Annotated in this window: 18 protein-coding genes; 10 read left to right on the top strand and 8 right to left on the bottom strand. The window is 41.7% G+C overall.

From position 1 onward, the window contains the following. Window positions 1-52: 52 nt before the first annotated feature. The 6 genes from Q4567_RS02735 (at window position 53) to Q4567_RS02710 (ending at window position 7,006) form a co-directional block, all read left to right on the top strand. A complete protein-coding gene (locus tag Q4567_RS02735; protein ID WP_216048827.1) occupies window positions 53-661 on the top strand; it encodes an aminodeoxychorismate/anthranilate synthase component II in 609 nt (202 codons plus the stop codon). A gap of 79 nt (window positions 662-740) precedes the next feature. Continuing rightward, window positions 741-1,901: an HDOD domain-containing protein gene (locus tag Q4567_RS02730; RefSeq protein WP_216048828.1), complete on the top strand. Its 1,161-nt coding sequence runs from the start codon at window positions 741-743 to the stop codon at window positions 1,899-1,901. Window positions 1,902-2,358: 457 nt separating this feature from the next. Further along, on the top strand, window positions 2,359-3,564 hold the full coding sequence (locus Q4567_RS02725) for an aspartate aminotransferase family protein (RefSeq protein WP_303499247.1): 1,206 nt from the start codon (window positions 2,359-2,361) through the stop codon (window positions 3,562-3,564). Between the two features lie 34 nt (window positions 3,565-3,598). After that, complete coding sequence (astA, locus tag Q4567_RS02720; protein WP_216048830.1) at window positions 3,599-4,630, top strand: arginine N-succinyltransferase; 1,032 nt, start codon at window positions 3,599-3,601, stop codon at window positions 4,628-4,630. A 23-nt stretch (window positions 4,631-4,653) separates the two neighbouring features. Then, window positions 4,654-6,126: a succinylglutamate-semialdehyde dehydrogenase gene (gene astD, locus Q4567_RS02715; protein WP_216048831.1), complete on the top strand. Its 1,473-nt coding sequence runs from the start codon at window positions 4,654-4,656 to the stop codon at window positions 6,124-6,126. 67 nt (window positions 6,127-6,193) lie between these two features. Continuing rightward, the gene (locus tag Q4567_RS02710) at window positions 6,194-7,006 is read left to right on the top strand and encodes a DUF1338 domain-containing protein (RefSeq protein ID WP_303499245.1); all 813 of its coding nucleotides are present in this window, start codon (window positions 6,194-6,196) and stop codon (window positions 7,004-7,006) included. A 35-nt stretch (window positions 7,007-7,041) separates the two neighbouring features. Here the strand turns inward: Q4567_RS02710 and Q4567_RS02705 are convergent, their stop codons facing one another. From Q4567_RS02705 to Q4567_RS02690, 4 genes are all read right to left on the bottom strand, one after another. Continuing rightward, window positions 7,042-8,994 carry an ATP-dependent DNA helicase RecQ gene (locus Q4567_RS02705; protein ID WP_303499244.1) on the bottom strand — a complete coding sequence of 651 codons (1,953 nt, stop codon included), beginning with the start codon at window positions 8,992-8,994 and terminating at the stop codon, window positions 7,042-7,044. 164 nt (window positions 8,995-9,158) lie between these two features. Then, window positions 9,159-9,596: a hypothetical protein gene (locus Q4567_RS02700; RefSeq protein ID WP_216048834.1), complete on the bottom strand. Its 438-nt coding sequence runs from the start codon at window positions 9,594-9,596 to the stop codon at window positions 9,159-9,161. A gap of 17 nt (window positions 9,597-9,613) precedes the next feature. Then, the gene (gene parC, locus Q4567_RS02695) at window positions 9,614-11,920 is read right to left on the bottom strand and encodes a DNA topoisomerase IV subunit A (protein WP_216048835.1); all 2,307 of its coding nucleotides are present in this window, start codon (window positions 11,918-11,920) and stop codon (window positions 9,614-9,616) included. Between the two features lie 152 nt (window positions 11,921-12,072). Further along, window positions 12,073-13,194 (bottom strand): sorbosone dehydrogenase family protein, encoded by a 1,122-nt coding sequence (locus Q4567_RS02690; protein WP_216048836.1) that lies wholly within the window; start codon window positions 13,192-13,194, stop codon window positions 12,073-12,075. Between the two features lie 273 nt (window positions 13,195-13,467). Here Q4567_RS02690 and Q4567_RS02685 point away from each other — a divergent pair, with 273 nt between their 5' ends. Then, window positions 13,468-16,575 carry a hybrid sensor histidine kinase/response regulator gene (locus tag Q4567_RS02685; RefSeq protein WP_303499241.1) on the top strand — a complete coding sequence of 1,036 codons (3,108 nt, stop codon included), beginning with the start codon at window positions 13,468-13,470 and terminating at the stop codon, window positions 16,573-16,575. Window positions 16,576-16,583: 8 nt separating this feature from the next. Here the strand turns inward: Q4567_RS02685 and Q4567_RS02680 are convergent, their stop codons facing one another. From Q4567_RS02680 to Q4567_RS02670, 3 genes are all read right to left on the bottom strand, one after another. Continuing rightward, on the bottom strand, window positions 16,584-17,321 hold the full coding sequence (locus Q4567_RS02680) for a DUF2982 domain-containing protein (RefSeq protein WP_303499239.1): 738 nt from the start codon (window positions 17,319-17,321) through the stop codon (window positions 16,584-16,586). A gap of 259 nt (window positions 17,322-17,580) precedes the next feature. Then, window positions 17,581-20,739, bottom strand: coding sequence for an efflux RND transporter permease subunit (locus Q4567_RS02675; RefSeq protein ID WP_303499237.1), 3,159 nt, complete (start codon window positions 20,737-20,739; stop codon window positions 17,581-17,583). A gap of 2 nt (window positions 20,740-20,741) precedes the next feature. Continuing rightward, entirely contained in the window at window positions 20,742-21,905 is a 1,164-nt protein-coding gene (locus Q4567_RS02670) for an efflux RND transporter periplasmic adaptor subunit (protein WP_216048840.1), read from the bottom strand. Window positions 21,906-22,029: 124 nt separating this feature from the next. Between Q4567_RS02670 and Q4567_RS02665 the strand changes: the two genes are divergently transcribed. Next, window positions 22,030-22,692 carry a TetR/AcrR family transcriptional regulator gene (locus Q4567_RS02665; protein ID WP_303499235.1) on the top strand — a complete coding sequence of 221 codons (663 nt, stop codon included), beginning with the start codon at window positions 22,030-22,032 and terminating at the stop codon, window positions 22,690-22,692. Here the strand turns inward: Q4567_RS02665 and Q4567_RS02660 are convergent. Then, window positions 22,689-23,126, bottom strand: a complete 438-nt coding sequence (locus tag Q4567_RS02660) for a RidA family protein (RefSeq protein WP_216048842.1) — start codon at window positions 23,124-23,126, stop codon at window positions 22,689-22,691. The two genes, Q4567_RS02665 and Q4567_RS02660, sit on opposite strands and share 4 nt — an antisense overlap. A gap of 406 nt (window positions 23,127-23,532) precedes the next feature. On the opposite strand from Q4567_RS02660, the gene Q4567_RS02655 reads away from it, so the two are divergent. Both Q4567_RS02655 and Q4567_RS02650 read left to right on the top strand, forming a co-directional pair. Continuing rightward, window positions 23,533-26,184 (top strand): reprolysin-like metallopeptidase, encoded by a 2,652-nt coding sequence (locus Q4567_RS02655; RefSeq protein ID WP_303499232.1) that lies wholly within the window; start codon window positions 23,533-23,535, stop codon window positions 26,182-26,184. Next, window positions 26,181-26,606, top strand: coding sequence for a hypothetical protein (locus Q4567_RS02650; RefSeq protein ID WP_216048844.1), 426 nt, complete (start codon window positions 26,181-26,183; stop codon window positions 26,604-26,606). Before Q4567_RS02655 ends, Q4567_RS02650 begins: the two co-directional genes overlap by 4 nt. The last annotated feature ends 4 nt before the right edge of the window (window positions 26,607-26,610 follow it).

Below are 26,610 nucleotides of genomic sequence, written 5' to 3'. Positions count from 1 at the left end.
TTTTGGAAAGTTACGGTTCTGCGGGTAATCCTTTTTTGGAAAGTAAATTGTCATGCTATTGTTGATCGATAACTATGATTCTTTTACTCATAACCTTGCTCGTTACTTCCGAGAATTGAATGTCGAAGTGCAGGTAGTGAGAAATGACCAGATAACCTGTGAGCAAATTGCCCAACTTGCACCGCAATATTTGGTTTTCTCCCCTGGGCCTTGCACGCCCAATGAAGCGGGAGTCACACTAGAAGCTATTCGCACTTTTGCAGGCAAGATCCCTATTCTTGGGGTTTGTTTAGGACATCAAGCAATCGGACAAATATTCGGTGCAAAAGTGGAAGTGGCCGAACACATAATGCACGGTAAAACCTCCAGTATTCGCCATAACTCAACCCCCCTTTTCGAAAATATTGAAGACCCATTTATTGCCACTCGTTATCATTCTTTGATACTGAATTGCGATTCATTACCGAAAGAGTTTGATATTACCGCTTGGTGTGAAGAATTTAGCCAGTTCGAACCTATGGCGATAGAGCACAAAATTTGGCCATTAATGGGCATGCAGTTCCACCCTGAGTCACTTTTAACTAAAGTAGGGCATAAATTATTAAGTAATTTTGTTAAGATTGCCGATAGATGGTGGTTAGCTACAAACGAAACTATTTAAAGTGTTTTTTCAACTCTACAAGTCTGCTAATTTACAATAGTACATCCCAAACCTAATTCAACGGCAATAAGAAGAATCAATGAGCGAACTTTTGGCATTAAAAAACGAAATCAACCTACGCTTTGATTACCTGACTATTAGCCTAAAATTAGCCCAGCAGCATATGGGAGCAGGTACAGAAACAAAGGATGTTGAATTGCCCGCGAATAGTGAAGCTCAGCGCACACTGCTGCAAGTTGAGAAACAAGCTAGACATGATAAAGAGCTCAATCGACGTTCTCACACTAACTATGTGCAAGATATCCAAAACATGGTTCATAATGAGGTTATCAAGCGCTTAGAAGCTCAACTCGAAGATACTGATAAACTATTCAACGAAGTGTTAGGCTTTGACCACAACCTGCCCGCACTACTTGATTCGCTGGCGGCCAAATCAACTTCCATCAGCAAAATTGAACCTATAGCGGCTGGAATGCCTTGGCTTTATGATGAATTGATTAGGCTTATCAATACCCCTAAATATCGTAGAGTAGACTCAAATGGCAAAGTAGTTGTAGTTGAAAGTTTAAAAACCGCGTTAAGCTATCTAGGCGTTGAGAATATTAAGATGCTGATCCCTTCCATAGCATTTCGACGTTGTTTACCGCAAATTACCGATCCTTTTCCAAAAATCAAAGTGCAAATGATGGATGCGTCTATTGGTACAGCGATGTCATGTAAAAAGTTAGCGCAATTGAATAAACTAGATAGTTATAATGCCTTTCTACTGGGGTTATTCCATGACTTCGGTAAAATAGTAATAGTGCGCCTATTTTTTAAATTATTTGAGCAGGTGCACAGAGAAGCGGTACTCGAAGCGCAAAATGAGCGCAAGAGAGATGAACATTTTGCGTTGGGGGAAGTTGTACCTTCAGAAACGTTTTTACTCAATGCGTTAACTACCTATGGTTATTCACTAAGCACAGAGCTCATTTCGCGGATGCCATTCAAACGACTGGTTTTTGTTGAAGCCATGAACGAATTTGCTAACTACAAAGAAATAGGCGAAATGTCTCCATTTGGTAAAGTACTAGCCCAAGGTGAAGCCTACAATCGATATCGAACTCTTAAATCGAATAAGTTGATTTCCTTAGACGAAGCAAAAATATATCTACGTCAATTTTGCTTTCCTAAAGGTGCTTTGGGCGAATTGAAGAAAACTAATTTGCGAGATTTTGATATAATTTTGGATGAAAAATAATCAAAACGTCTCAGTAAATTCGTTTATCCCCATAATTTTTAAAATTTTTTTTACATATTCATGCAACTATCATGATTGCTTTATGATCTTGTGAATTAGATAAACTCTCAATTCTAGTTAGAATCTAATTTCGCTGTAAGTAAATTTAATCAAAACAGTTCAGCCTCAAAAGCGGCTATCCATAGACAATTTTAGAGATGCATAAAATTGTATGGCGTAGCACAATTTTATGCATAAACAGCAGATTGCTTAGTTTAAATAGTTATTCACTATTCCTGCAAAATTAGCCGCATCCCTTTAAATTTAAGGGTTTTCGGCGTTTACCCTAGAGACAGATTGAATAAAATCTGACACAATGCGCAGTCCAAATTGGTCGTTCGGCAAGTATTTTTTGGTGACCAACCCAGTATTAATCACAAGTGAAAATAGACGTCCAGAATTTTAAGTGAGGTAAAGAATGCAAGTAACACGCGCAACGTTTGACGAAGTTATGGTTCCCAATTACAACCCAGCGGCAATTGTTCCTGTAAAAGGTCAAGGATCTCGAGTTTGGGATCAGGAAGGAAAAGAATACATAGACTTTGCCGGTGGTATCGCTGTGAACGTATTAGGCCATTGCCATCCTGATTTAGTCGCCACCTTGAAAGAACAAGGCGAAAAATTGTGGCATGTCAGTAACGTATTCACCAATGAGCCGGCTCTTCGCTTAGGTAAAAAATTAACTCACGCTACCTTCGCTGATAAAGTTTACTTTGCAAATTCAGGTGCAGAAGCAAACGAGGCTGCACTGAAACTAGCTAGACGCTACGCACTAGAGCATTTTGGTGAAGACAAAAATCAAATCATCGCTTTTAATCAGGGTTTTCACGGACGTACATTTTTCACCGTAACTGTTGGCGGTCAATCAGCTTATTCTGATGGTTTTGGTCCTAAACCAGGTGCTGTTGAGCATGTGGATTTCAACAACCTTGATGCACTTAAAGACATTATCTCGGATAAAACCTGCGCCGTGATTATGGAACCTTTGCAAGGTGAAGGTGGAGTAATCAGTTCTAGCCAAGAATTTGTAGAAGGCGTGCGGGCTTTATGTTCTGAACACAACGCATTACTTATTTTTGATGAAGTGCAATCGGGCGTTGGCCGTACAGGACATTTATACGCATATATGGGCTTAAACGTCGTCCCTGACATCCTCACAACGGCAAAATCATTAGGCGGCGGTTTCCCAATCGGTGCAATGCTAACCACCTCTAAAATAGCGGCTAGCTTGAAAGTCGGCACGCACGGAAGTACTTACGGTGGTAACCCATTAGCTTGCGCAGTTGCAGAAAAAGTTTTAGACATTGTTAACACGCCAGCGGTTCTGCAAGATGTTAAGCGTAAAGAAAAACTATTCCGCGATGGTTTAGGAAAAATTAATCAAAAGTTCAATGTATTCAGTGAAATTCGCGGCCAAGGTTTATTAATTGGTTGTGCCCTGAATGAACAATATCACGGTAAAGCAAGAGACTTTTTAGTGGCTTCTGCTGCTAACAATATGATGTGCTTAGTTGCTGGCGCAAATGTTGTGCGATTTGCACCTTCATTAGTCATCCCTGATGAAGATATCGCCGAAGGTTTAGTGCGTTTTGAACGTGCCATTGAGCATGTTGTAAATAGCTAAGCTAAAACGCAACCAGTAAAGTGAGCACGCTATTATGAAAGTGATCCGTCCTATTGCGTTAAATGATTATGATGCCTTGTATGATATTGCTGTTGAGTCAGGTATTGGTTTTACATCACTGCCTGTAAACGAGGCTTTGTTACGACGCAAAATAGAACAATCTGAAATTGCTTTTCGAGAGAAAGTCGATAAACCCGCTAATCAAAGCTATTTATTCGTCATGGAAGATACCGATACAAATGAAGTAGTCGGTACCAGTGGCATTGCTGCGACAGTCGGCCTAGAAGACTCTTTTTACCACTATCATTGTGGCAAAGTAGTGCATGCTTCTCGTGAGCTTAAAATCCACAACACTGTGGATATTTTAACGCTTTGTAACGACTACACAGGTGTGTCTGAAATATGCACTTTGTTTCTCAAAGAAAATGCTCGTAAAGGCAGTAATGGTCGATTGCTGTCAAAATTTCGATTTTTATTTATGTTAGAGCATCAAACTCGGTTTTCAGAAACAGTAATTGCTGAAATGCGTGGAGTAAGTGACGAAAACGGCACCTCTCCATTTTGGCAATGGCTGGAAGAACATTTCTTTTCAATGGACTTCCCCACTGCGGATTATTTAACCGGCATTGGAGACAAAGTCTTCATTGCCGAATTAATGCCCAAATACCCAATTTATGTCAGTTTGTTGAGCAAAGCGGCGCAAGCGGTTATCGGTCAAGTTCATGAAAAAACTCGTCCTGCTTTACAGCTTTTGCAACAAGAAGGGTTTATTAGCCGTGGCTATGTGGACATTTTTGATGGTGGCCCAACAGTAGAAGCCAATATCCAACACATTAGAACCGCCCAAGCTAGTCGTAAGCTGCCGATTAAAATTGACCAGCAAAAAGCCGCTGATGGCGCTTTATGCTACGTAATTAATACTAAGGTAAAAGACTTCAGAGCAATTACCACGGAAGTCTATGTAGATAACGACAACAACTTTGCGTATATCTCTCCCGAAAGCGCTGCAGCGTTAATGGTCGTTGAAAATGACCATATACGATATGCGCCAACCAAAATAATTTAATAACCCAGCCATAGGAATTATGTATGACGACACAAGCCCACTATATTGCAGGTGAGTGGCACCTAGGTGAAGGTCACGATATTGAATCAATTGATCCCGCTAAAAACACCATTATTTGGCAAGCAAAATCTGCTTCGCCGCAACAAATAGATGCGGCAGTAAAAGCTGCCCGAAACGCGTTTTTAAGCTGGAGTGATTTACCCCTTGAGGGCCGTCTGGAAATTGTTAAACGGTATGCAGAACTACTTACTGAAAACAAACAAGACTTAGCATTAACCATTGCTCAAGAAACGGGAAAACCGTTATGGGAAACGGCGACTGAGGTAGGTGCGATGGTTGGCAAAATTGCGATATCAGAACGAGCGTATCAAGATCGCACGGGTACAGTTGAAAATCCAATGCCTGTGGGCAAGGCGTTTATTCGCCACAAACCCCATGGTGTAGTAGCAGTTTTTGGTCCGTATAATTTCCCAGGCCACCTTCCTAATGGACATATAGTTCCTGCGCTCATTGCCGGTAATAGCATAGTATTCAAACCTAGTGATCTGACCCCTTTGGTGGCTCAGAAAATGGTGAAACTCTGGCAGCAAGCGGGTTTACCTGCAGGGGTTTTGAATTTAGTACAAGGCGAAGTAGAAACCGGTAAAGCATTAGCAAGCCATGCTGATATTGATGGCCTGTTTTTCACAGGAAGTTCGCGTACTGGCAAAATTTTACATGAACAATTTGCAGGTCATCCGGGTAAAATATTAGCCTTGGAGATGGGTGGTAATAACCCCCTTATCGTAAAAGATGCAAAAGACATTAACGCTGTAGTCCACGACATTGTTCAATCGGCATTTGTCACGTCTGGACAACGTTGTACCTGCGCCCGTCGGTTGTTTATTCAAAACGGTGAACAGGGCGACGCAATTCTAGCCAAGCTAATTGAGGTTACCAAAAACATCAAAGTTGACCATTATGATGCCGAAATACAGCCATTTATGGGCGCAATGATTTCTGCTAATGCGGCCGCTGGAATGGTTAAAGCACAGCAACAATTAGTTGATTTAGGTGCAACTGAATTAGTCAAACTAAAGCATATGGATACAGCAACAGGCTTCGTCACACCGGGGATTCTCGATGTTACTTCTATGTTTGATGAGATGCCTGATGAAGAACATTTCGGACCTCTTTTGAAAGTAATTCGATATGACGATTTTGACCAAGCAATTGCGTCAGCAAATAACACCAAATTCGGATTAAGTGCAGGTTTCATCGGCGACAGTGAAGCGGACTATCAGCACTTTTTCAAACGCATACGTGCAGGTATTGTAAATTGGAATAGACCGATTACCGGTGCAAGCAGTGCCGCGCCATTTGGCGGAATTGGGGAAAGCGGTAATCACCGTGCTAGCGCATATTATGCCGCTGACTATTGTGCCTTCCCTGTGGCTTCTGTGGAATTGGAGCAGGTAACTCTGCCTGGAACCTTAAGTCCTGGCTTGAGCATATAAGTTATTTAACCGCCTGTAATCATTATGCGTTGCAGGCCCTTTTACCAAATCGAGATAGGCTGCAGCTATGCACACTGATATTGACACTTTGTTTGCAAATCTTTGGCAGGATTACATAAACATTACCCCTTCTGCACAAAAAGTTCATAAATTGCTAGGGCAATACAATGGACAATCTGAGCTAGTAAACGACCATGTCGCGTTTCGCACCTTTGATATAGACTCTGTCAATTTAGATAAACTTGCGGCGCATTTTTTGGCCTTAGGTTATGTGGAAAAAGGCCAATATGACTTTGTGCAAAAGAAACTCAAAGCAAAACATTTTGAACATCCACAAAGCACCAAACCCAAAGTATTTATTAGCGAATTATTGGTGAACGAGTTCGAAAAGCCCATACAAGACATCATTCATAAGATGGTGAGCCAAGTAGCAGAAGAAGCGACTAGCCAAGAAAACTTTTTGTATTCAGGTCCCCATTGGCAAATATCCAGTGACGAATATGAAACCCTTTTGGAGGTTTCTGAATATGCAGCTTGGATGGCTGCGTGGGGATATCGCGCCAACCATTTCACCGTTTCAGTCAATCATCTTCAAGATTTAGACTTATTGACCGATGTAAATGACCTATTAAAACAAGCGGGTTTTATACTCAATACATCAGGTGGCGAAATCAAAGGTGGCCCACAGGTTTACCTAGCGCAGTCTTCCACAATGGCTGATCATATTGAGGTGAATTTTTCAGACACCAGCAAGGTCATTCCAAGCTGTTTTTATGAATTTGCCCAACGATACGAATTGCCTAACGGTGAACTTTATCAAGGTTTTGTGGCAGCTTCGGCTGACAAGATCTTCGAAAGTACTAACGCCAAAAAATCTTAAACCAAATCTTTATTAGGATAGGTGGTAAGTAAGCGTTAACAAACCTTTTCAACCAAAGCAAACAACTGTTGATAACGCATAGATTGACAAAGGCCAAAACCGTTTAGGTTTCTGGCCTTTATTTTTGTCAAATATGGATTGCTAAGGCCCGCCAAAAATCGTGTAAATAAAACCCTTGAGACGGGTTCATCAAATTTCGCCGTATAACTAGCGGATAATTCTGCGAATATCTTTTCGAGTCGCTCTTGATCAGGCGCAGCAGAATCAATAATTTCGGGTAAGTTAATTCCACCCGATAAACACACACTACAATGTCCACATGCTTGGGTTAAACTATTGTCGTCAAAATAACGGGCTAATGTCTGACTTAAACACTGCTTATTTTGGAAAAACCCCACCAAATCATCAATCCGTTGAATTTCCGCCGATTCTCTTTGTTTAAAATAGACAAATAATGACTCGGTTAAATCAGGGTCCGCTAGCTTAGTCTCATCGACTTTGAAAACATCGGTATGTCGCTGACTTTGTAATTCAATGAGTTCTTGCCCATGTAAATAATCCAACGCGCTAACCAAACGGTTACGGGGATGCGGATAGGCGCTTTTCAGTTCCGCTTGATCTAGCGTTGCCCATACTTTTTTCATCGGACTGGCAGCAAATACAGCCTCTAAAAATTGACGTCGTTCGCCATCAAAGCGGGCAAGTATTTTCGAAATATCTTCAATAAACCGAAAACGGATCTCCGAAAAATAGCCAAACAGAGGAGTAATCACTTTCCTCAACTCCAATTGCACTAACAAGGTCTTTAATGGTAGTTGGCGAACATTGGTGTCGTTGGATAAAGGAATTAATTGGGTTTCCCACCTAATATCGCCAGCGGAAGAAAGCGCACAGAGATCTTTTATATTTTGAATAACCTTAGCAATACTGTTGAGTTCAGGAGTATCTGCATAAACGAAGTTTTCAAGGCGAGTCAGGTTATTCAAATTAGCTAACGTAATACATTCTGATGTTAGGCCGTCCCTACCAGCTCGCCCAATTTCTTGACTATATGCTTCTATCGATTTGGGTAACTCATAATGAATTACAAATCGTATATTAGATTTGTCGACTCCCATACCGAATGCAATAGTTGCGACCACTATATCAATTTGATCAGCCATAAATTGCTGCTGAGTAGATTGTCGTTGCTGGTCTTTTAAGCCAGCATGATATGGCACTGCATTGTGTCCTTGCTGACGTAAAACTAAAGCTAACTCTTCAGCCTCTTTTTGCAAAGTAACATAGACGATACCGGCTCCGCTGAGCTTAGCTAGTTGCTCCATTAACATGGCTGTTTTTTGCTCTTCAGGAGCGTGCAGAACCTTGAGGTTCAGGTTTGCACGATAGAATCCGGTTTGTACAATATGTTGCGCCTGAATAGCAAACTTGTTTGCCATGTCATGTTTAACATTTGCGGTGGCCGTGGCGGTAAGCAGTAAAACCTGAGGAATATTCAAGGCTTTTTGGTAATCCGGCAACTTTAAATAATCCGGACGAAAATTGTGTCCCCATTCGGAAATACAATGCGCTTCATCTACAACAAGTAATGACACATCCACCGACTCAATAAATTGTCTAAATCGTTCGTTTTTGAAACGCTCTACCGACACCATTAATATTTTCAAAGCACCACTGCGAGCATCTTGCATCACTTGTTGGTTTTGCGCATAACTTAAGGTTGAGTCGACTTTGGCGGCTGCAATATTTCGCGCCAATAAAAAGTCTAGCTGGTCTTGCATTAGGGCAAGTAAAGGAGACACCACCAAAGTTAAATTCGGTAGTTGTAATGCACTAAACTGATAGCACAAGGACTTACCTGATCCGGTGGGGAATATGGCCAAGCAAGAGTGGTTATTTAAAATGGTCTCGATTACCGGAAGTTGTCCGTTCCTAAAATCATCAAAACCAAAGTGTTGTTTAAGAGACGAGACTAATTCCTGTTTCAATTGAGACTTCCTAGTTGATTAAATATTCTTTTCATTGCCCGATGGTATAAACCTCTAGCGACTGAATATCGTCTAAATTGATAGTAGGATCTGGTATGAGAATATGCAATTTGTGGCCAAAAATCTGTACCTAAGCCGAATAATTAAGCGCAGTCAAAGCTTGATTAAACGATCCAGCCTTTGACAATGGCTTTACCCGAAAACCAAATTAAAAAGATTGAAACTATGAGTATCATAATTGGCATAACTGCAGCGCCAGGCCCGTAAACGTCTAATGCATTCGAGATAAAAAACGAGTGTCCCATTTGTGCCAATACACCCACAAATGACATCCAGAAAATAACTCGCGCAAACGACTTTTTAAGTAATAAGGTTACACAGCCTAACGTTCCACCAAACACCGCAAAGGCAAACGCTAACAATACCCAAAATGGCTGTTCCAAATGCAACCTTTGCTCTGCTGGCGGCATTAAATTTATTTGCTCAGGGCTTAATGTTACCTGTTGAATAAAGGCCATCACACCTAACAGATTCCAAGCTAACAAAACCCCTACAACAATCCAAAACCATTTTGGTGGTGGATTCATTTGTGGTGCTTGCACTGCTTTCTCCTTTCACGCTATGAGTTACCTTCTGTGTCTTGCTCGTCTGATGCAAGGTCAGCTGAAGTTCCTTCAAATTCTACCTCAACGCTATCGACCCTCTGTAAACCGCGAGGGAGTTTGTTGCCCCTTCGACCTCTTTCGCCTTGATAGTGAACGAGGTCAGCGGCGCTAAGCGTCATACCACGTTTACCTGCGATAATTTTCACACTAGCACCGTCTGGCACTACTGTCAGAACAGTGACATATTCCTCTCTGGTTTTTGCTTTTGCGGACGGAATATTGATTATTTTATTGCCCTTACCTTTACCAAGACTTGGTAAATCACGCAATGGAAACATTAACATTCGACCTTCATTCGATATCGCCATACACCAATCAGTTTCAATATTAGAAACCGTTTGCGGCTTAATCACTTTTGCTCCAACCGGTAACGAGATATAGGCTTTACCTGCTTTGTTCTTGCTAACCATGTCGGCGAACTTACCTACAAAACCATAACCGGCATCGGACGAAATTAGATATCGTTGATCGTCTGAGGCCATAATTACATGCTGAAACGTCTCACCACCGACGACACTGAAGCGCCCAGTTAACGGCTCTCCCTGACTTCGCGCAGAAGGTAATGTATGTGCATCACAAGCAAAGGTTCGCCCGGAACTATCGAGGAAAACGGCCTGTTGATTACTTCGACCTTTGGCACTGGCAAGATATACGTCTCCGGCTTTATAACTTAATCCTTCGACGTCCACATCATGGCCTTTTGCACAACGTGCCCATCCTTTGTCGGATAACACTACGGTTACGGCTTCAGAAGGAACTAATTCTTTGTCGGATAAGGCTTTAGCTTCTTCGCGCAAAACCAGTGGGGAACGTCTATCGTCACCATACTTTTCTGCATCCGATAGAATTTCTTTCTTGATTAACGTTTTTAGACGTCGATCTGAACCTAACAATAATTGTAGTTCATCTCGTTCTTTTGCAAGCTCTTCTTGCTCAGATTTAATTTTAAACTCTTCAAGTTTGGCCAAATGGCGCAACTTAAGTTCTAAAATTGCTTCAGCTTGTTTGTCAGATAGATTGAAGGTTTTGATAAGCTGCTGTTTTGGCTCTTCTTCATAACGAATAATGCGAATTACTTCATCAATATTCAAAAATGCTATCAGCAAACCTTCTAAAATATGTAGCCTAGCGAGCACTTTATCCAAACGATACTGTAATCGTCTGACCACAGTGTCTTTTCGGAAAACCAGCCATTCACTTAATATGGTACGTAGATCTTTAACTTTTGGGCGTCCATCCAAGCCAATCATATTGATATTGACTCGATAGTTCTTTTCAAGATCCGTAGTGGCAAACAAGTGCTGCATTAACTGTTCAACATCTACGCGATTAGAACGGGGTGTAATCACCAATCGAGTAGGATTTTCGTGATCTGACTCATCCCTTAAATCACTCACCATTGGCAACTTTTTCGCTTGCATTTGATGCGCTATTTGTTCGAGAATTTTTCCGCCAGATGCTTGATGAGGCAATGCTGTAATTACGATATCACCACTTTCATCATGGTAAACAGCGCGCATTTTTATTGAGCCTCGTCCTGTTTCATAAAGCTTAGAAATATCTTCTCTAGGCGTAATGATTTCCGCTTCGGTTGGATAATCAGGACCTTGAATATGTTCCATTATATCTTGCAGTTCGGCTTTACTATTATCAAGTAACAGCGCACAGGCATTGGCCACTTCTCGCACATTATGCGGTGGGATGTCAGTGGCCATGCCTACAGCGATACCGGTAACGCCATTCAGTAAAATATGAGGAAGACGAGCGGGCAATACCTTAGGCTCATCCATAGTGCCATCAAAATTCGGTTGCCAATCAACTGTGCCTTGACCAAGCTCACTGAGCAATACTTCACTGAATTTAGATAAACGCGACTCGGTATAACGCATCGCAGCAAAAGATTTTGGGTCATCTGGTGCCCCCCAATTTCCTTGCCCATCAACCAAGGGATAACGATAAGAAAAAGGCTGAGCCATTAACACCATGGCTTCGTAACATGCGGAATCACCATGGGGATGAAACTTACCTAACACGTCACCTACGGTTCTGGCTGATTTTTTATATTTAGCTGAGGCACTCAACCCCAATTCAGACATCGCGTAAACAATTCGTCGTTGCACCGGCTTGAGACCATCACCAATGTGAGGCAAAGCACGATCCATGATCACGTACATCGAATAATTTAAATATGCATCTTCGGTAAAACGACTCAGTGCGAGCTGCTCTGAACCATCTTTGTTGATAATTGTATCTTCACTCATAGTATATTTGTGCAGGCCATTTTCAATGCGACAAGAATAAACTGGCTATTCTTCGTCGTTATTATTATTGTTTTTTTAGCGCCCTTTTCGGGCAACGCTGTCAATGAATAACACTTTAGCTGTTATCGTTTTCACAAGATTCGCCAAACTGTTTACTTCTGATAGGTTACCTTATAAATCGCGTTAGCGAAATCATCCGATATTAACATGCTACCATCTGGCAAAACCAAGAAAGCAACAGGACGACCCCAAACCGTATCATCTGGGTTTAAAAACCCTTCAATAAAGGTCTCATAGGTACCAATTTCATTACCATTAAAATTGGCTCTCATTACTTTATAACCGGACTTTTTAGTTCTATTCCAAGAACCGTGTTCAGCGACAAATAGTGACTTATTGTATTCCGCTGGAAATTGCCCACCTTGATAAAAATGCACACCCAAAGGAGCTACATGAGCGCCGAGTTTAAGTTCTGGCTTTGTGTAATCGTCTGGGTTTTTGCCGGCTCCAAACTCTGGGTCATTGATATCTCCAGCATGAATGTAAGGATAACCAAAGTGCTGATCATCTGCGCTTACTCGGTTGATTTCACATGGTGGAAGATCATCGCCCATCCAATCTCGTCCATTGTCACTAAACCACAATTCCTTGCTGTCAGGTTGCCAATCGAAGCCCACTGTGTTTCTGACGCCCTTAGCAACCCATTTCATTTCACCGCTGGCTAAATCAAACTTGAGAATACTAGCGAATCTAGGGTCGTCGAACTTACCGTCCCCTTCCGTTTGACATATATTGCATGGCGCTCCGACAGGCACATACAACCAACCATCAGGGCCAAAATCAATATACTTCCAACCGTGATGGGTTTCTGTAGGCAAGCCACTAATTACCACTTCCCCTTTTGGTGAATTGGCATAGACTTCATCGATATTTTCGAACTTGAGTACTTCGCTAACAGCCGCAACGTACAAATCGCCATCTTTATAGGCAATACCGCTAGGCATAGTTAAATTTTCTGCAACCACGACAACTTTATCTGCAGTACCATCTTTATCGGTATCCACTACAGCATGCACTTTACCTTCTGCGCGACTCCCAACATAAACGATGCCAGTTTTGCCTAATGCCATTTGGCGAGCATTACTCACGTCTTCTGCATACACTTCAATTTTGAAACCATCAGGCAGAGTAAGTTTTTCCAACGGCAAAGAGTATCCCCACGTTGAATACAAAACTGCACAAAATAATGTCAATCCGCGGTTTATATTTTTCATCTGAAAATCCTTAAATGGTGTAATGCAATTAATCATTTTAACTATACGCGTTTTTGTCCGTCTTTAGTCCATATTTTCTGAGTGTTGCGATGAAATAGAAGATAAACTAGGCATTCTGCATCCACTGGAGTGAAATTGTTTAATCTGGTTACTAAACTATTACGCCAATTCGTCAGTTAGTTGCCAAACTGAACATTTTAGAATTGAAAAACCTGATGCCAAAGGGTTTAATGATATTTACGCTTTTCAATCACTTGGAAGAAATGACTCATCATGCATCTGCTAAAAAGCTTAGTTTTGGGACTATTTCTAATTACCATTGGACTACCAGCCTTTGCGCAGTCAACTTTGCAGTTAATAAACAATGAAGAAACCACCCATCTATCAGATAAAGTTAAAGTACTAGCAGAAACAGATATCCAACTAAGCATAGATGACGTACGTCAGCGCAGAAACGAATTTATATGGCACTCTTCATCTAATCCTAATTACGGCATTCATACTGGCGGTCTATGGTTACGCACCAGCTTAAATCGTGTTAGTGACATACAAGAGTGGGTGATTGATATTGGTTTTGCGCACATGGACCGAGCGGATTTCTATTTATTTGCAGGTGACGAACTCATTGCTTCAAATAAACAGGGGAAATTATCCAGCGCCCAATTTAGTCGCTTTCCTGCTTTTAAAGTCAATCTGCCACTAGCGACTCCAGTCGATCTCTATGTCCGAATCGAATCCAAAAGCATGCAAGTTATTGCCCCATTGGACATTCAACCATACGAAAAATATATGCGAATGGTGTTTTGGGATAACTTGATTTGGGGCCTATTTTATGGCGGTTTATTAATTTTAGCCTTATACAACTTAATCTTATATTTAATCAATAGAGAGCTAAGCTTATTAGCCTTTGTTGGTTATATTCTGGCTGTGATTACTTGGCAGTTTGTTTGGGGTGGGCACTCAATTTTATTGTTTCCTTATGAAGCAACATTGTGGCTAACCAGCCATATGGATTTAATATTCGTGCTGGTCGGGATAGCATCAGGCATCTTCACTTACATGTTTTTAGAGGCCAAACGAACGGCATTCAAAACAGCTCCTTTTATCAAAACCAATATTGGCGTGCTGGTCACCATGGGGTTCTGCTCCTTAATAAGTTTGTTCCCTGCTGCTTGGCAAAACGCCATTGTATATCTGGTAACGTTTTTTGCTATCGCCAGTTTTTTAGTCGCGGGGATAGAAAGTTATTCGAATAAATTTAATCCAGCGCGATACTTCATAGCAGCTTGGTTAGTACTCATTGTAAGCGCACTGGTCAGTATGACCAGCTTAACCGGCTTTTTGCCTACCAATATGTTCACCACTTACTGTCTGCATGTTGGTTTGTTTATCCAAGCTGGGTTATTTTCAATTGCGATGATGGATAAAAGTCATAATCAATTGGAACGCGAGATTCAACAAGCTACTAATGATTTACGCAATAACATGGAGTTCATAGAAGAACAAAATGCCCGTCTAGATATCGCCAGAAAAGATGCGATTAACGCCAGCACCATAAAATCTCAGTTTCTCGCTAATATGAGCCATGAAATTCGCACCCCATTGAATGCGATTCTAGGGTTCAGCAAAGAACTGATTCACACACCGTTACCCGTTGATAAACAAGAGCATGTGCGGATTATTAATTCTGCTGCAGATACCTTGTTGAATATTGTCAACGACGTATTAGATGTATCGAAAATAGAAGCGGGTAAATTGCAATTACATAATCAACCCTTCTGTCCAAATGATGTCTTAGAAGAGATGGTTAGCGTAATGGCCAGATCTGCACATAATAAGAAGTTGGAATTCATTTATGAGTTAACCCCCTTGCCTGAGCAGCTCGAGGGAGATGCACAACGAATCAAACAGATTTTAACCAACTTGTTAGGCAATGCATTAAAGTTTACCCCCAGTGGTCATATTAGCCTTCTAGTGACCGGCAAGTTATTACCTAACAACATGTACGAGCTAAATTTTAATGTCGAAGACACCGGCATAGGTATTAGCCAAGAAGATCGCAAAAAGCTATTTAACGCATTTTCGCAAATTGAAGACTCCACCAGCCGAACGTATCAAGGCACAGGTTTAGGATTGGTGATCTGTCAACAGTTAGTGCATTTGATGGGCGGCAAAATCACGCTAACCAGTGATCCCGGAAAAGGCAGTTGTTTTCGCGTCACTATTAGTACCAAAATATTGGACAAATCAGAGCAGTTTGCTCGCAACATTGGCTGGGCGGAGAAAAAAGTATTGCTTTTAGATACCGATGCGCTCACTACAAACTCAGCGTCTAAGATGTTAGAAAATACCGGAGCAAAAGTCACGCTAGCCCACAGTATCAAAGAGTTTTTCACTACAAAACAAGATTATGACAGTCTGTTCGTCTGCCTTCCAGAAAGCTACTTAACCACGCATGTAGACATTTTGACTCAATTGACGAATGTTAGAATTTCCAATCTTATAATTCTCTATTCGGGCGACGGTATTTCTTTCGATGAGTCTCATCAGGTAACCAAACCCACACAACTTCGTCTCCCTTTAACCCTGAATAAACTGGCCAGTTTGACGCAAACGCCGATCGAGTCACACCATAATCAGATACAGCAAAACTTACTTGAATTACCAAAAGTCAAAATACTTGCGGTTGATGATATGGAAATGAATCTGCGTTTATTAAGCACCTGGTTAAACCCCTCACACCTAGAATTAAGCCTTGCCTACAGTGGTGAAGAGGCCGTTAATTTATGTAATCAGGAAGATTTCGATATTATTTTAATGGATGTGCAAATGCCAATTATGGATGGATTGCAGGCGTCTCGCTTAATTCGTAAAAGCCAGTTGAATTTAGGCACTCCGATCATAGCGGTTACCGCACATGCTCTCAAAGAAGAACAAGACAGATTACTGGCCTCAGGTATGGACGATTACCTGCCTAAGCCCCTTGATTTAGAAGATTTGATTGTATTGATAAAACGCTGGTGTAATACCTCTAGTTCAGCAACTGAATGTTCTTCCGTCGATTGGTCTATGGCACTAAAAATTGCAAACCAAGACGAGGCTGCCGCAAAAGATATGCTAAGTGCATTTGTTGCAGAGTTACCTGACTTAATTACACAAATAGAAGATGCTTGGAAGATAACCGATAAACAAACCCTAAAGCAGCTTGTTCACAAACTACATGGTGCATGTTTATATACCGGTGTCCCGATGCTGTTGGATTTGTGTGATGAATTAGAAACGGCCATAAAACTAGATGAATTTAGTATTGTGAAATTGCGACTTCCGTCGTTAATCCAAGAGGCAAAGAATGTCATAACCGACAGTGAAGCGTTCGCATAAAAGAAGTGTTAGTCAGGATAAGTGCTATTGACACTAGACAGGCAATCTCTTAATAAAACAACAAAGTCTTCACTGCTGCGGTCCAGTTCTCCCACTGAAATAAACACATCAAAACCTAAGCCAGCTCTCAATTTGGTCATTCGATTGGCTAACATTGCTGGTATGCCTTTAATGATTTTACCTTCGGGAGTTTTGAACGTATCGTTTTCAATCAATGTATTACTATAACAACCGCCTCCAACGCACTGGTTATTTTGCAGTAGCAAAGGCCGTTGTTCTAGCAGTAAATTAGTTGCTAAACGAGGGGAAATGGAGCTCAGAAGTGGCTCATATTGTTTAATCTTAATCCCCACCATTCCTAAGTTTATTTGTTCTAAACCATGGCTAACTTTTGGTACATCGATACGCTGAATGTTTGACCATTCTAATGACCATTTACCATGTCGATGATGGTACAAAATATGGGTTTTAGTGAGCTCAATACTGTGCACTGGCTCACGAACTTTAAACCAGCCGATGAGCATAGTGACGATGGAGGCACTTAGCGCAAAAACGCCGACTAAATAAAGCGAATGCGGCAGAAAAGCCAATAACATAATCGCCCCAAACAAGGCGACTAAACCAATTAAAAAAGTGGTTAAACCATTTCGTTTTGCCACCCCTTTTATTTTAATACTGTGCAGCTCACTCTCGAAAGGTGCCTCGATGTCAGTAATATCTCGTTTAGTTTTTTCACTGCCAGACATAAAAATACACTACCATCATAATTACACCCCATAGGATAATCAGCCTTAACCGTTGGCAGAAAACACAATCTGTATGAAACAATCGTTTAATTGTTTTAAGCATAGTTCATTGCCATCACATCCGGTAATTTCAGCACCAATACCGCAGTTTAGACGAATTAAAAGCAGCAATAAACAAGTTATAGCTATGCGCTTTAAGATACTCAGCCTTAACTGTAAGTCCTGCATCTAAAATGAGCAGTTGAATCCACTGGTTGTACTAGGTAGCCATAGCGGCAGTTTCTAGCGCAAATTTTCTTCCTCTGCGAATAGCTAAACGACCGGCTACTATGGGAGTATAAATTAATGAGAGTATTACCGAAAAACCGACACCTCCGGCCAACACAACAGCAAGCGGCGGCCAAAAGCTCCCTTCACTAAAAATTAATAATGGGATAAAGCCACCCACTGTTGTAAAGGTGGTGGAAAGGATATGGCGACTACAGCTCATGGTCTCTTTTACAATAGCGTCAATATCGCCGAGTTTCGCTGCAGGATTAGCATTGATAGAGGCTATAACTACAATTGAACCATTTATTGCCACCCCAATTAGCCCAGCACTGCCGAGCAACGGGTTAAAGCCAATGGGTAAACCTGATAACCATAAACTGAACATTCCTAACCCCACGGATAGAACTGCCACAGAGGCGATTAAGGCTGCAAGTTTGACACTTCTAAAGGTTAAAATAAGGGTGGTTATCATCAGCACCAACAATACTGGCGCATAAGCGGCTAAGAGTCCTAAAGCTTCTTGCTGCTCATCAGCATCCCCAGCCAATTTGATTCGATAGCCCTTGGGTAATTCAAATCCTGACTCAGCCAGTTTGACTTGTAACAACTTACTCGCGTCAACAGCAGTGGCATTAGGCATCAAATACCCTTCGATGATATTAACTCTTTCGCCATTTTTTCTGGTAATTCCAGCAATCGTAGAGGTGAACTTGAATTCCCCTAGCGCTGACACGGGTACCCACCGTTGTTGATTTGTTAATGTGTTAGTTAATAACGGAATAGCATTTAAACTATCAATATTATTGCGTTGCGATTCTGGCAGTCTAATTCGAATCGGTATTTCTTCGGTACCTTCTAAAATCGAACCTCCAACTTGGCCATCCAATGAAGCTTGAAGCTGGCTGGCAATATCATTTAACGATAATCCGGCTAAAGCCGACTCATTGCGGGTTACATCTAAGATAAACTCAGGTTCGCCAAGGGTGATAGTGGCAATACTATTGGTGATCCCCGGTATTTGTGACATAACCAATCGCACCTGCTGGCCCAATTCTTCGATAACAGCTAAATCTGGACCGTATATTTCAACTCCAATAGGCGCGGAAATGGGCGGTCCTTGGCCAAACGCTTTGACCACAACCCTTGCCTGAGGAAACTCCTCATCTAAACTCAGTTGCAATTCAGAAATCAGCGCGGCTGCTGATGAAACCGAATCAGTAGTCACGACCGCTTGCGCAAAGTGAGCTGTATTATCTCGTTTCATCACCTGATTGTAATAAATTGAAGGTGTAGATGCGCCTACTAACCAAGTAACTTGATTCACACCTTGGTGTGAACGAATATGCTCATCCATCTGTTTAGCGACAGTTTCTGTAGTGTTTAACGAGCTACCTTCAGGTAACCACATTTGGATTTCAAATTGATCTCGATCTGCACTGGGGAAAAAGACATTCCCTAACTGCCCAGCTAAAATAAATCCTGAAATAGGTAATGCAGTGGTTAACAATAGCCAAAGAATAGGGCGTTTAATCGCTTTACTAATAGTATTTTTATACCAATCAGTAAGCTCTTTGAATTGAATCCCGCCTTGATACCAAGCCTGCGGCCGCATTTCGGAATCTGGTCTAGGTAAAAAACGAGCTGCCAATGACGCAATAACAGTGAGTGAGATAATCAACGAACCGATTAATGCCATCACGACGCTAATCGCAATAGAGCTTATGAAATCACCAATATTGCCGGGTAGCAAAAAGATTGGCATAAAGCCTAAAATTGTGGTCAATGTGGAGGCTAAAAGCGGACTAAACAGGTGCTGAACACTTTTCACCAATGCATCTAATCGGGAATTCTGCCGATCTAATAAATTTGCCCGAATTTCGTCGGTAATTACAATGGCGTTATCTATCAATAAACCAATAGCGATAATAATGCCAAATATCGACATTTGATGAATTTGTTCATTGAAAAAGTTTAGCGAAAAAAGTGTAAAAGCGGCACTAAGAGGTAAGGAGATGCCGACAATCCAAGCAGAGCGAAAGCCCATGAACAGAAACACCACAACCATCACTACCAAACACCCCATCAACAGGTTTTGAGTGAGATCTAACAGCCTAGATTCAGTATATTGATTCTGTTCATAAATAATATCCGCTGCAACGCTACCTTGATACAGTGAATTAAAATCTTCGAGGGCTTCTTTACTGCTTTTTGTCCAGTTATCTACGCGCACAGTAGATTGCATTCGCGCCGCAACAAAGACTTTTTGCTGGCCGTTAACCAAGGCAATATCATTGGGAGGATCTTGCCATCCTCGGTATACTTTGGCGACATCCTGCACCCGCAAAAACTGTCCATTCGCTGATACTGACAATGGAATATTACGAATCACATCTAAGCTTGCCAATTCTTGCGCAACTTGAATACGAATATTTTGACTATTGGTTCGCACAACCCCAGCAGGCAACTTCGGATCTGCGTTTGCAATGAGTTGACTGACTTGTGGAACCGTTAATCCCACACCAGACAATTTATGAGGATCAACTTCAACGACAATTTCTTCGTCTAACTCACCGTATATCCTAACAAGCTCGGTTCCAGGCACGTTTCTGAGTCGGTCGGCAACTTCATCGCTCATACGACTCAAGATTGACATCGGCGTTTGATAACCTTCAGGCGACCCCAACGCAACTAGCAACGTAAAGGATGTTGCGCCGCGCTTTTCATCTAGCTCCGGTTCCCCCGCTCCAGCAGGAAATAGCTGACTGGCATCGGCTATACTGTCGCGAATTTTTGAAAATATCTGTTCATTATTACTGTTATCTACCCATGCCTGAAGTTCAATACTGATAACTGAAATACCGGCTCGAGAGGTGGAATTAATTTCTTTAATTTCGAATAGCTGACGCAGCTCATCTTCAAGCACATCACTCACTAAGGCTTCTACCCGCTCGGCAGATGCGCCAGGATAAGGGGTAATAACCAACACGTTTCGTGTATCAATACGAGGATCTTCAAGTCGTGGCAACGAGGTAATAGCGGAAATTCCAGCCACTAATAAAATAATGATAGTGAGTGCTAATAAGTGACCATTACTAAAAAACTGGGTGTACCAAGGTCTAATAATATTGTTAGGCGAATTATGTCCCATAATTACAGCTTACCTTGATGAGAAGCCAATTCGCGCTCTTCACTGGCAGATGTTTGCGCTTCAACAGCATTCACAATTTGCCCGGGAACGAGCCGATGCGCACCACTTACAACCATCCAATCATTCGCACTCAGGGGGCCACGCACATAGCTGTGTGTCTGACCAGCAAATAACACTTCAACAGAACGAGAAGTAACCGTTTGTTGCCCTTTACCTTGTACGGTAAACAATGTCCATAAGCCGCGAATACCGCTACTGAGCGCTTGTTTAGGCACCCAGACTCCAGATTCATCAACTTGCTTACTATAGGTCAATGCAATTAAATCCCCCGGCAACAAAGGATGTTGATTAGGTTCGATGGAAAAAATAACATCTATCGTGCGGGTATCCATTTGTCTGGTTTTAGCGATAGATTTAATGACCCCAGACAAATTGATGCCATTAGCAATTAACCTGTGTTTTTGGCCGACCGTTAATCCGAATGCTTGATCACTGGATAACGCGATTCGCGCATCATAAGCTGAAGATTGTTGTACCACCACCACTGGCTGACCGGCACTGACCACTGTTGAAGGGTCAATGGGTCTGGATACGATAGTGCCCTCAAAAGATGCCTTTAATTCGGACTTTTCAAGTTCCACCAACAACGTATTAATCCGTGCTTGAGTTTGTTCAACCAGCGCCTTGGCCACTTGCGTGCTTTCATCAACTTCATTCAACCGTTGGGTAGACTCTAAATTCCTACTCACCAGTTCAGTCACCCGTTGTTGTGACTGTTTGGCTAAGCGCAAATCTGACTTAGCAGATTGCAACGCCGCTTCTAGCTCTTTCATAGACGCATCAAGTCGCTTGGTATCGAGCTTAGCAATCAGTTGCCCAGCAACAATGTGATCACCTTCATCCACCCAAATTTGCTGCACTTTTCCGGCTAGTTCAAACCCTAAATTTGATAGGTTTGCAGATTCCAACCGGCCATAAGCTAATTGCTGTTGTTGATAGTTATCTTGGGGTGAAAGTTTAACCACTTCCACCTGATGTATTTTTGCTTCTGAGGGCGGTGCAGTAACCTGCCCAGAACCTGCAGCGATCATTAATCCCACCACAGCCATGAGTGGCAATATAATTGCGATGGGAATTAGTAATGATTTAAACGATGGTTTATTCACTGATCAAGCCTACTTAAGATTGTTATTTTGTCTAACACGGTTTTGTATTACTATAGAGATTAATATATAAATACTAGACCGTCTAGTTTAGTAATTAACTTTTAATTTAAACAAGAGTAAAAAAGTGTCGCAATCGAAATCCGAAGTAAAGTCTAATTGTTTGAAAGTACAGACAAAAGTTGGCAGACCTAAAAGCGAAGAGAAGCGCGTTAATATTCTCTTGGCGGCAAGCGATTTATTTCTAAGTCAGGGATTTTCTTCTACGTCAATGGACCAAGTGGCTAAAAAAGCGGAAGTGTCTAAGCAAACGGTCTACTCTCATTTCAGCAATAAAGATGCATTGTTCACATCGGTTATTGCATACAAATGCGCCCAATATCAATTGGGCGAAGAACATATGCGGGATGTTGAGCAGGATCCCACTGAAGCGTTACTAACCTATGGCAACCAGATAATTAACTTGTTACAAGATGAGCAGTCTATCGCCATGCATAGAGTAGTAATCGGTGAGATCACTACCAATCCTCGTGTAGCAGAACTGTTTTATATCGCAGGTCCACAGCACGGAATCGAAATTTTACGCGAATTTTTTCAACAAAATGTACACCTAAAATTAGACAAAGCTAACGCTGAATATTGGGCCTACACATTTTTTAATATGCTAAAAGGTGATTTTTACTTATCCAGCTTGTTGGGTTTACCCTTTACTAAGTCAGAAGCTAAGCAAACTGAATTAGTGACGCGAACGGTTACCCATATCATTCAGATGATCAGAGCTGAAAACTAATTATTCGCATAAGCCCAGCACTCTAACTCTAACATCGATCCCATGGCTAACCCATCAGCTCCAAAAGCGCTGCGGGATGGCAATTTTTTAGGATTAAAATAAGTCACATAAACTTTGTTGAAGTCACTCCATTTTTCGATATCTTCAATCATTACTGTGCATTTAAACACATCATCCATAGTCAAACCGATCCCCTTCAATGTGGCATCAATGTTTTTCATTACTTGGTGAGATTGGTCAGTGATATTGTCAGCCAGTTTACCATTTTCGTCATTCGCAATTTGACCGGACAAATATACGATATTATCAACTTGGGTAGCTTGAGAAAAAGGCATATTTTCATTTGCTGAAGGGTAATACTTAACCTCAGCAAAACTATTAAAAAGAGTGCACGATAGTAAACTTAATATCCCGATTTTAGTCACTTTAAACATATCTAAGTTTTCCTTTTCACGATTTTTTAGTTGTATTGTTGAGGATTATTAAGCAATCCGAAACTTTGACATGCTAAGCTGTGATAGATACAAACAGCCTGATATTTGCATATATCCGTTTGCCTAAGAACTGCTTTTTTGTTGGTTTTAACGAAGCTCACCATCGAGTCTCCCACAACCCAAAAATCGGTTCAAGAAAGATAAATCTAAATACGCTAGATTACGTATTTAATTAGATTAACTGGCTAAGCTGCCTTTCCGTCTGATTGCCTTGGGTGGGCGTTTTGCTGAATGTAAAAGTAAGTTATTTTCAGGGTTAATCAGTATTTGAGACTAAAATAGTTTGGTGGCACTGTGCTATGCCACACTTAACTAAGTTAACATTTAGGTTAAAAGTGGTACTTTAATGACAATTAATATCCGTATCTACATTGCGTTCTTTTTCGCCAGTATTTGTTTACTGCCTTTGGCACAAGCTCAAGAATTCCCATTGTGGCAACAGTCAAAGACTACAACTAAAATTGATGCCCGATACAGGCAAACCGTCGCAACTGGAAACGAGCTGACGATCAATCCTATTGAATTCACTTCGCTGATAAACAATCAAACATCTGAATTTGAACTCTCGGTCCCCACTCCCGAGGGTGATTACCTTATCTTCAAATTACAGCAAGTTCGAGTAATGGCCGAACCTCTGGCAGAGAAATTCCCATTGGTCCGCTCGTTTACTGGCTACAACGTCAATAATCCACAAGATAAGGGCCGATTTGATCTTTCTCCGGACGGATTATCGGCAATGTTTAAAATCGATACACAATGGGCAATTCTGACGTTTGATAAACTAGGTAACACTCTAGATTATGTTAGTTACTGGGTGAAAGATGAAATCACCCCTGAACAGCAAAAGTCGCAACTGGCTCAGCAACAAGATTACTTAACCCTACCAGCAACCATCAAAACTGTGTCAAAAAAAGCGACATCTTTAGACCCAGATGCTGCTCGGGCGAATGGAAACGCTATCACAACTTATCGAATAGCGATTAGTACCAGCGGAGAATATACCGCGGCAAATGGAGGCGAAGCTGGCACCATTGCCGAATTAGCAAAACTCATCAATCGGATTAATCAAATTCTATTAACTGACTTGGCAATCCAATTTGAGCTTGTGGCGAACAATGACAGAATTATCTATACCGATAGCAGTACCGACCCCTTCGTAAATGATGCAAGTGATGATTTAGAAGCCAATCAAATCGTTATCGATGATCTGATTGGCCCAGACAACTACGATATTGGTCATGTATTGAATACCGACTCAGGTGGCTTGGCAACTATCCAAAGTATTTGTATTGAGGACTTTAAAGCCCGAGGACAAACTGGTAGCAACAGACCCTTTGGCGAGAGCTTTTATACTCAATTAGTCATTCATGAATTTGGCCACCAGTTAGGTGCAGAACATACGTTTAACGCATCCAACGCCGCTGGCTGCAGTGAAGACCAACGCTCCAGAAATGCTGCCGTCGAACCTGGCAGCGGTTCGACTATAATGTCATATGCAGGTCTATGCTCTAGCCAAAATATACAAAACGATTCTGACGATTATTTTCACAGTTTTTCGGTGGAACAAATTCAATCACTGTTAAGTCGTAGAAATTGTGGTTCGACAGAAACCAATGGCAATGCGATTCCGATTATCAGTAGCTCTGAAATCAATCACAGCATACCAGCAAATACCCCTTTCGTTTTGACCGCTCAAGCCACCGACAGCGATAATGATTTGTTGACATATAGTTGGGATCAAGTGAATCCAGGCGGTTTTGACGGTGCCACTGAATCAGTGCAAGAAATGTCTGAAGACAATGGATTTAACCCATTATTTCGTTCCTACCCACCTTCTGACGCATCGAGTCGCTATTTTCCACAAATTAGTCAAGTGCTGAATGACTCAATTGGCTTTGGCGAAGCCTACCCCACCACCGAGCGCGCACTCACATTTGAGCTTTTAGTTCGAGATGGAAATGGCGGCGTGATTACGCAATTTGCGAATATCAATGTAGAGCCTACTGATACTCCTTTTTCGGTGACAACACCTATTGCCGACGCCCGTTGGATTGGCGGGCAAAGCCACCTAGTTGATTGGCAGGTTGCCAGCACAAATAGCGCTCCAATTTCATGTTCCGCAGTGGATATATTGCTTGATGCTGATGGCGATAACGTTTTCGAGTCGACTTTATTGGCCAATACAGCAAACGATGGTCAACAAAATGTCACCTCTCCTAGCACCAGTACAAGCAGCGCCCGCATAAAAGTAAGGTGTTCTGATAATGTGTTTTACGCGGTGAATCCTGGCAGTTTTGAAATAGTGCCCGGCAGTGATCCTGTCGCTCCTTTGATTACAGGACAAATCGAGCGAACCGAATTAGAAGATACAAGTTTTGTGATTAGCTTTGCTGACTTGTTAGTTGATGATCCGGATTCAAGCTATCCATCCAACTTCAGTTTGGATGTGTCACCAGGGGCAAACTACGTAGCAAACGAAACTAGCGTCTCACCAAACCCTGACTTTTCAGGAAGTTTAATCGTCAATATTTCGGTTAATGATGGTGTTAGTGATAGCAATGTTTTCCCATTTACGGTGCAAATAGAAGCCGTCAATGACGCCCCTGTAGCAGTGAATGACAGTATCACAATTGACCAAGATTCAGGGACGATTAACATTGATGTATTAAGTAACGACACAGATGCGGATCAAGATTCGTTAATTATTTCTGAAGTCACTTATGTAGGCTCAGGACGGGTCAGTATCAATAATGGGCAAGTCAGTTATACTCCTGCCAATGGTTATTTTGGTAGCGACAGTATTATTTATCGAATTGAAGATCCTAGCTTTGCCACTGATTCTGCAACCATTAGTATTACCGTTAACCAAGAAGTGCTTACACCCACGCCACTGCCAACACCGGATGATAGCTCTGGCGGTGGTAGTTTCGGTTGGTTGCTAATGTTACTAGCGGCTGCAAGGTTGAGAGGGCGCCGCTGTGCGTGTTGTGCCAAATGAGTAATCTAAAAATGAGCGCTGCGGCATTGCTAATGATTAGCACATCTGGCTGCATAACTGAAAAGGTCAGTAGTGTGACAAAGTCGCCAATTATCGAATCTGACACCCAAACGGAGTCACTCGCTACGTTAACTTCAACACAACAAGCAGTAATTGATGGCGACGCGGCAGTTGCTCAGCAAAACTTCAAATTATTGGCCTTTACTAACAAAGTTATTAGCTTCCCAGGGGTAGATATGAACCTCTATCCTCTGGAGGTTTTGCAACAGCAGTGTGGAATTAAGTACCTCTCTGGTAGCGGTGACACTTTAGCAATAGGTGAAAGTACCGAAACTAGGAAAGCCCTTAAAAACTATGCCACAACCTACAATTTGATTGTCTTGAAAGGCTGCCAATCATTTCATAAAAATAATCAGAAATAAGATT

Origin of the sequence: Aliiglaciecola sp. 2_MG-2023 (assembly GCF_030548145.1) — a bacterium.
GTDB lineage: Bacteria > Pseudomonadota > Gammaproteobacteria > Enterobacterales > Alteromonadaceae > Aliiglaciecola > Aliiglaciecola lipolytica_A.
Note: the sequence above shows the minus strand (reverse complement) of the source record. Positions and strands in the feature narration are given on the sequence as shown.

Coding starts and splice junctions, on each gene's coding strand:
- Q4567_RS02685 (WP_303499241.1), top strand. CDS start 13,468: ATGCATCTGCTAAAAAGCTTAGTTTTGGGACTATTTCTAATTACCATT.
- Q4567_RS02710 (WP_303499245.1), top strand. CDS start 6,194: ATGCACACTGATATTGACACTTTGTTTGCAAATCTTTGGCAGGATTAC.
- Q4567_RS02725 (WP_303499247.1), top strand. CDS start 2,359: ATGCAAGTAACACGCGCAACGTTTGACGAAGTTATGGTTCCCAATTAC.
- Q4567_RS02690 (WP_216048836.1), bottom strand. CDS start 13,194: ATGAAAAATATAAACCGCGGATTGACATTATTTTGTGCAGTTTTGTAT.
- astA (WP_216048830.1), top strand. CDS start 3,599: ATGAAAGTGATCCGTCCTATTGCGTTAAATGATTATGATGCCTTGTAT.
- Q4567_RS02660 (WP_216048842.1), bottom strand. CDS start 23,126: ATGTTTAAAGTGACTAAAATCGGGATATTAAGTTTACTATCGTGCACT.
- Q4567_RS02730 (WP_216048828.1), top strand. CDS start 741: ATGAGCGAACTTTTGGCATTAAAAAACGAAATCAACCTACGCTTTGAT.
- Q4567_RS02650 (WP_216048844.1), top strand. CDS start 26,181: ATGAGTAATCTAAAAATGAGCGCTGCGGCATTGCTAATGATTAGCACA.
- Q4567_RS02675 (WP_303499237.1), bottom strand. CDS start 20,739: ATGGGACATAATTCGCCTAACAATATTATTAGACCTTGGTACACCCAG.
- parC (WP_216048835.1), bottom strand. CDS start 11,920: ATGAGTGAAGATACAATTATCAACAAAGATGGTTCAGAGCAGCTCGCA.
- astD (WP_216048831.1), top strand. CDS start 4,654: ATGACGACACAAGCCCACTATATTGCAGGTGAGTGGCACCTAGGTGAA.
- Q4567_RS02655 (WP_303499232.1), top strand. CDS start 23,533: ATGACAATTAATATCCGTATCTACATTGCGTTCTTTTTCGCCAGTATT.
- Q4567_RS02680 (WP_303499239.1), bottom strand. CDS start 17,321: ATGTCTGGCAGTGAAAAAACTAAACGAGATATTACTGACATCGAGGCA.
- Q4567_RS02735 (WP_216048827.1), top strand. CDS start 53: ATGCTATTGTTGATCGATAACTATGATTCTTTTACTCATAACCTTGCT.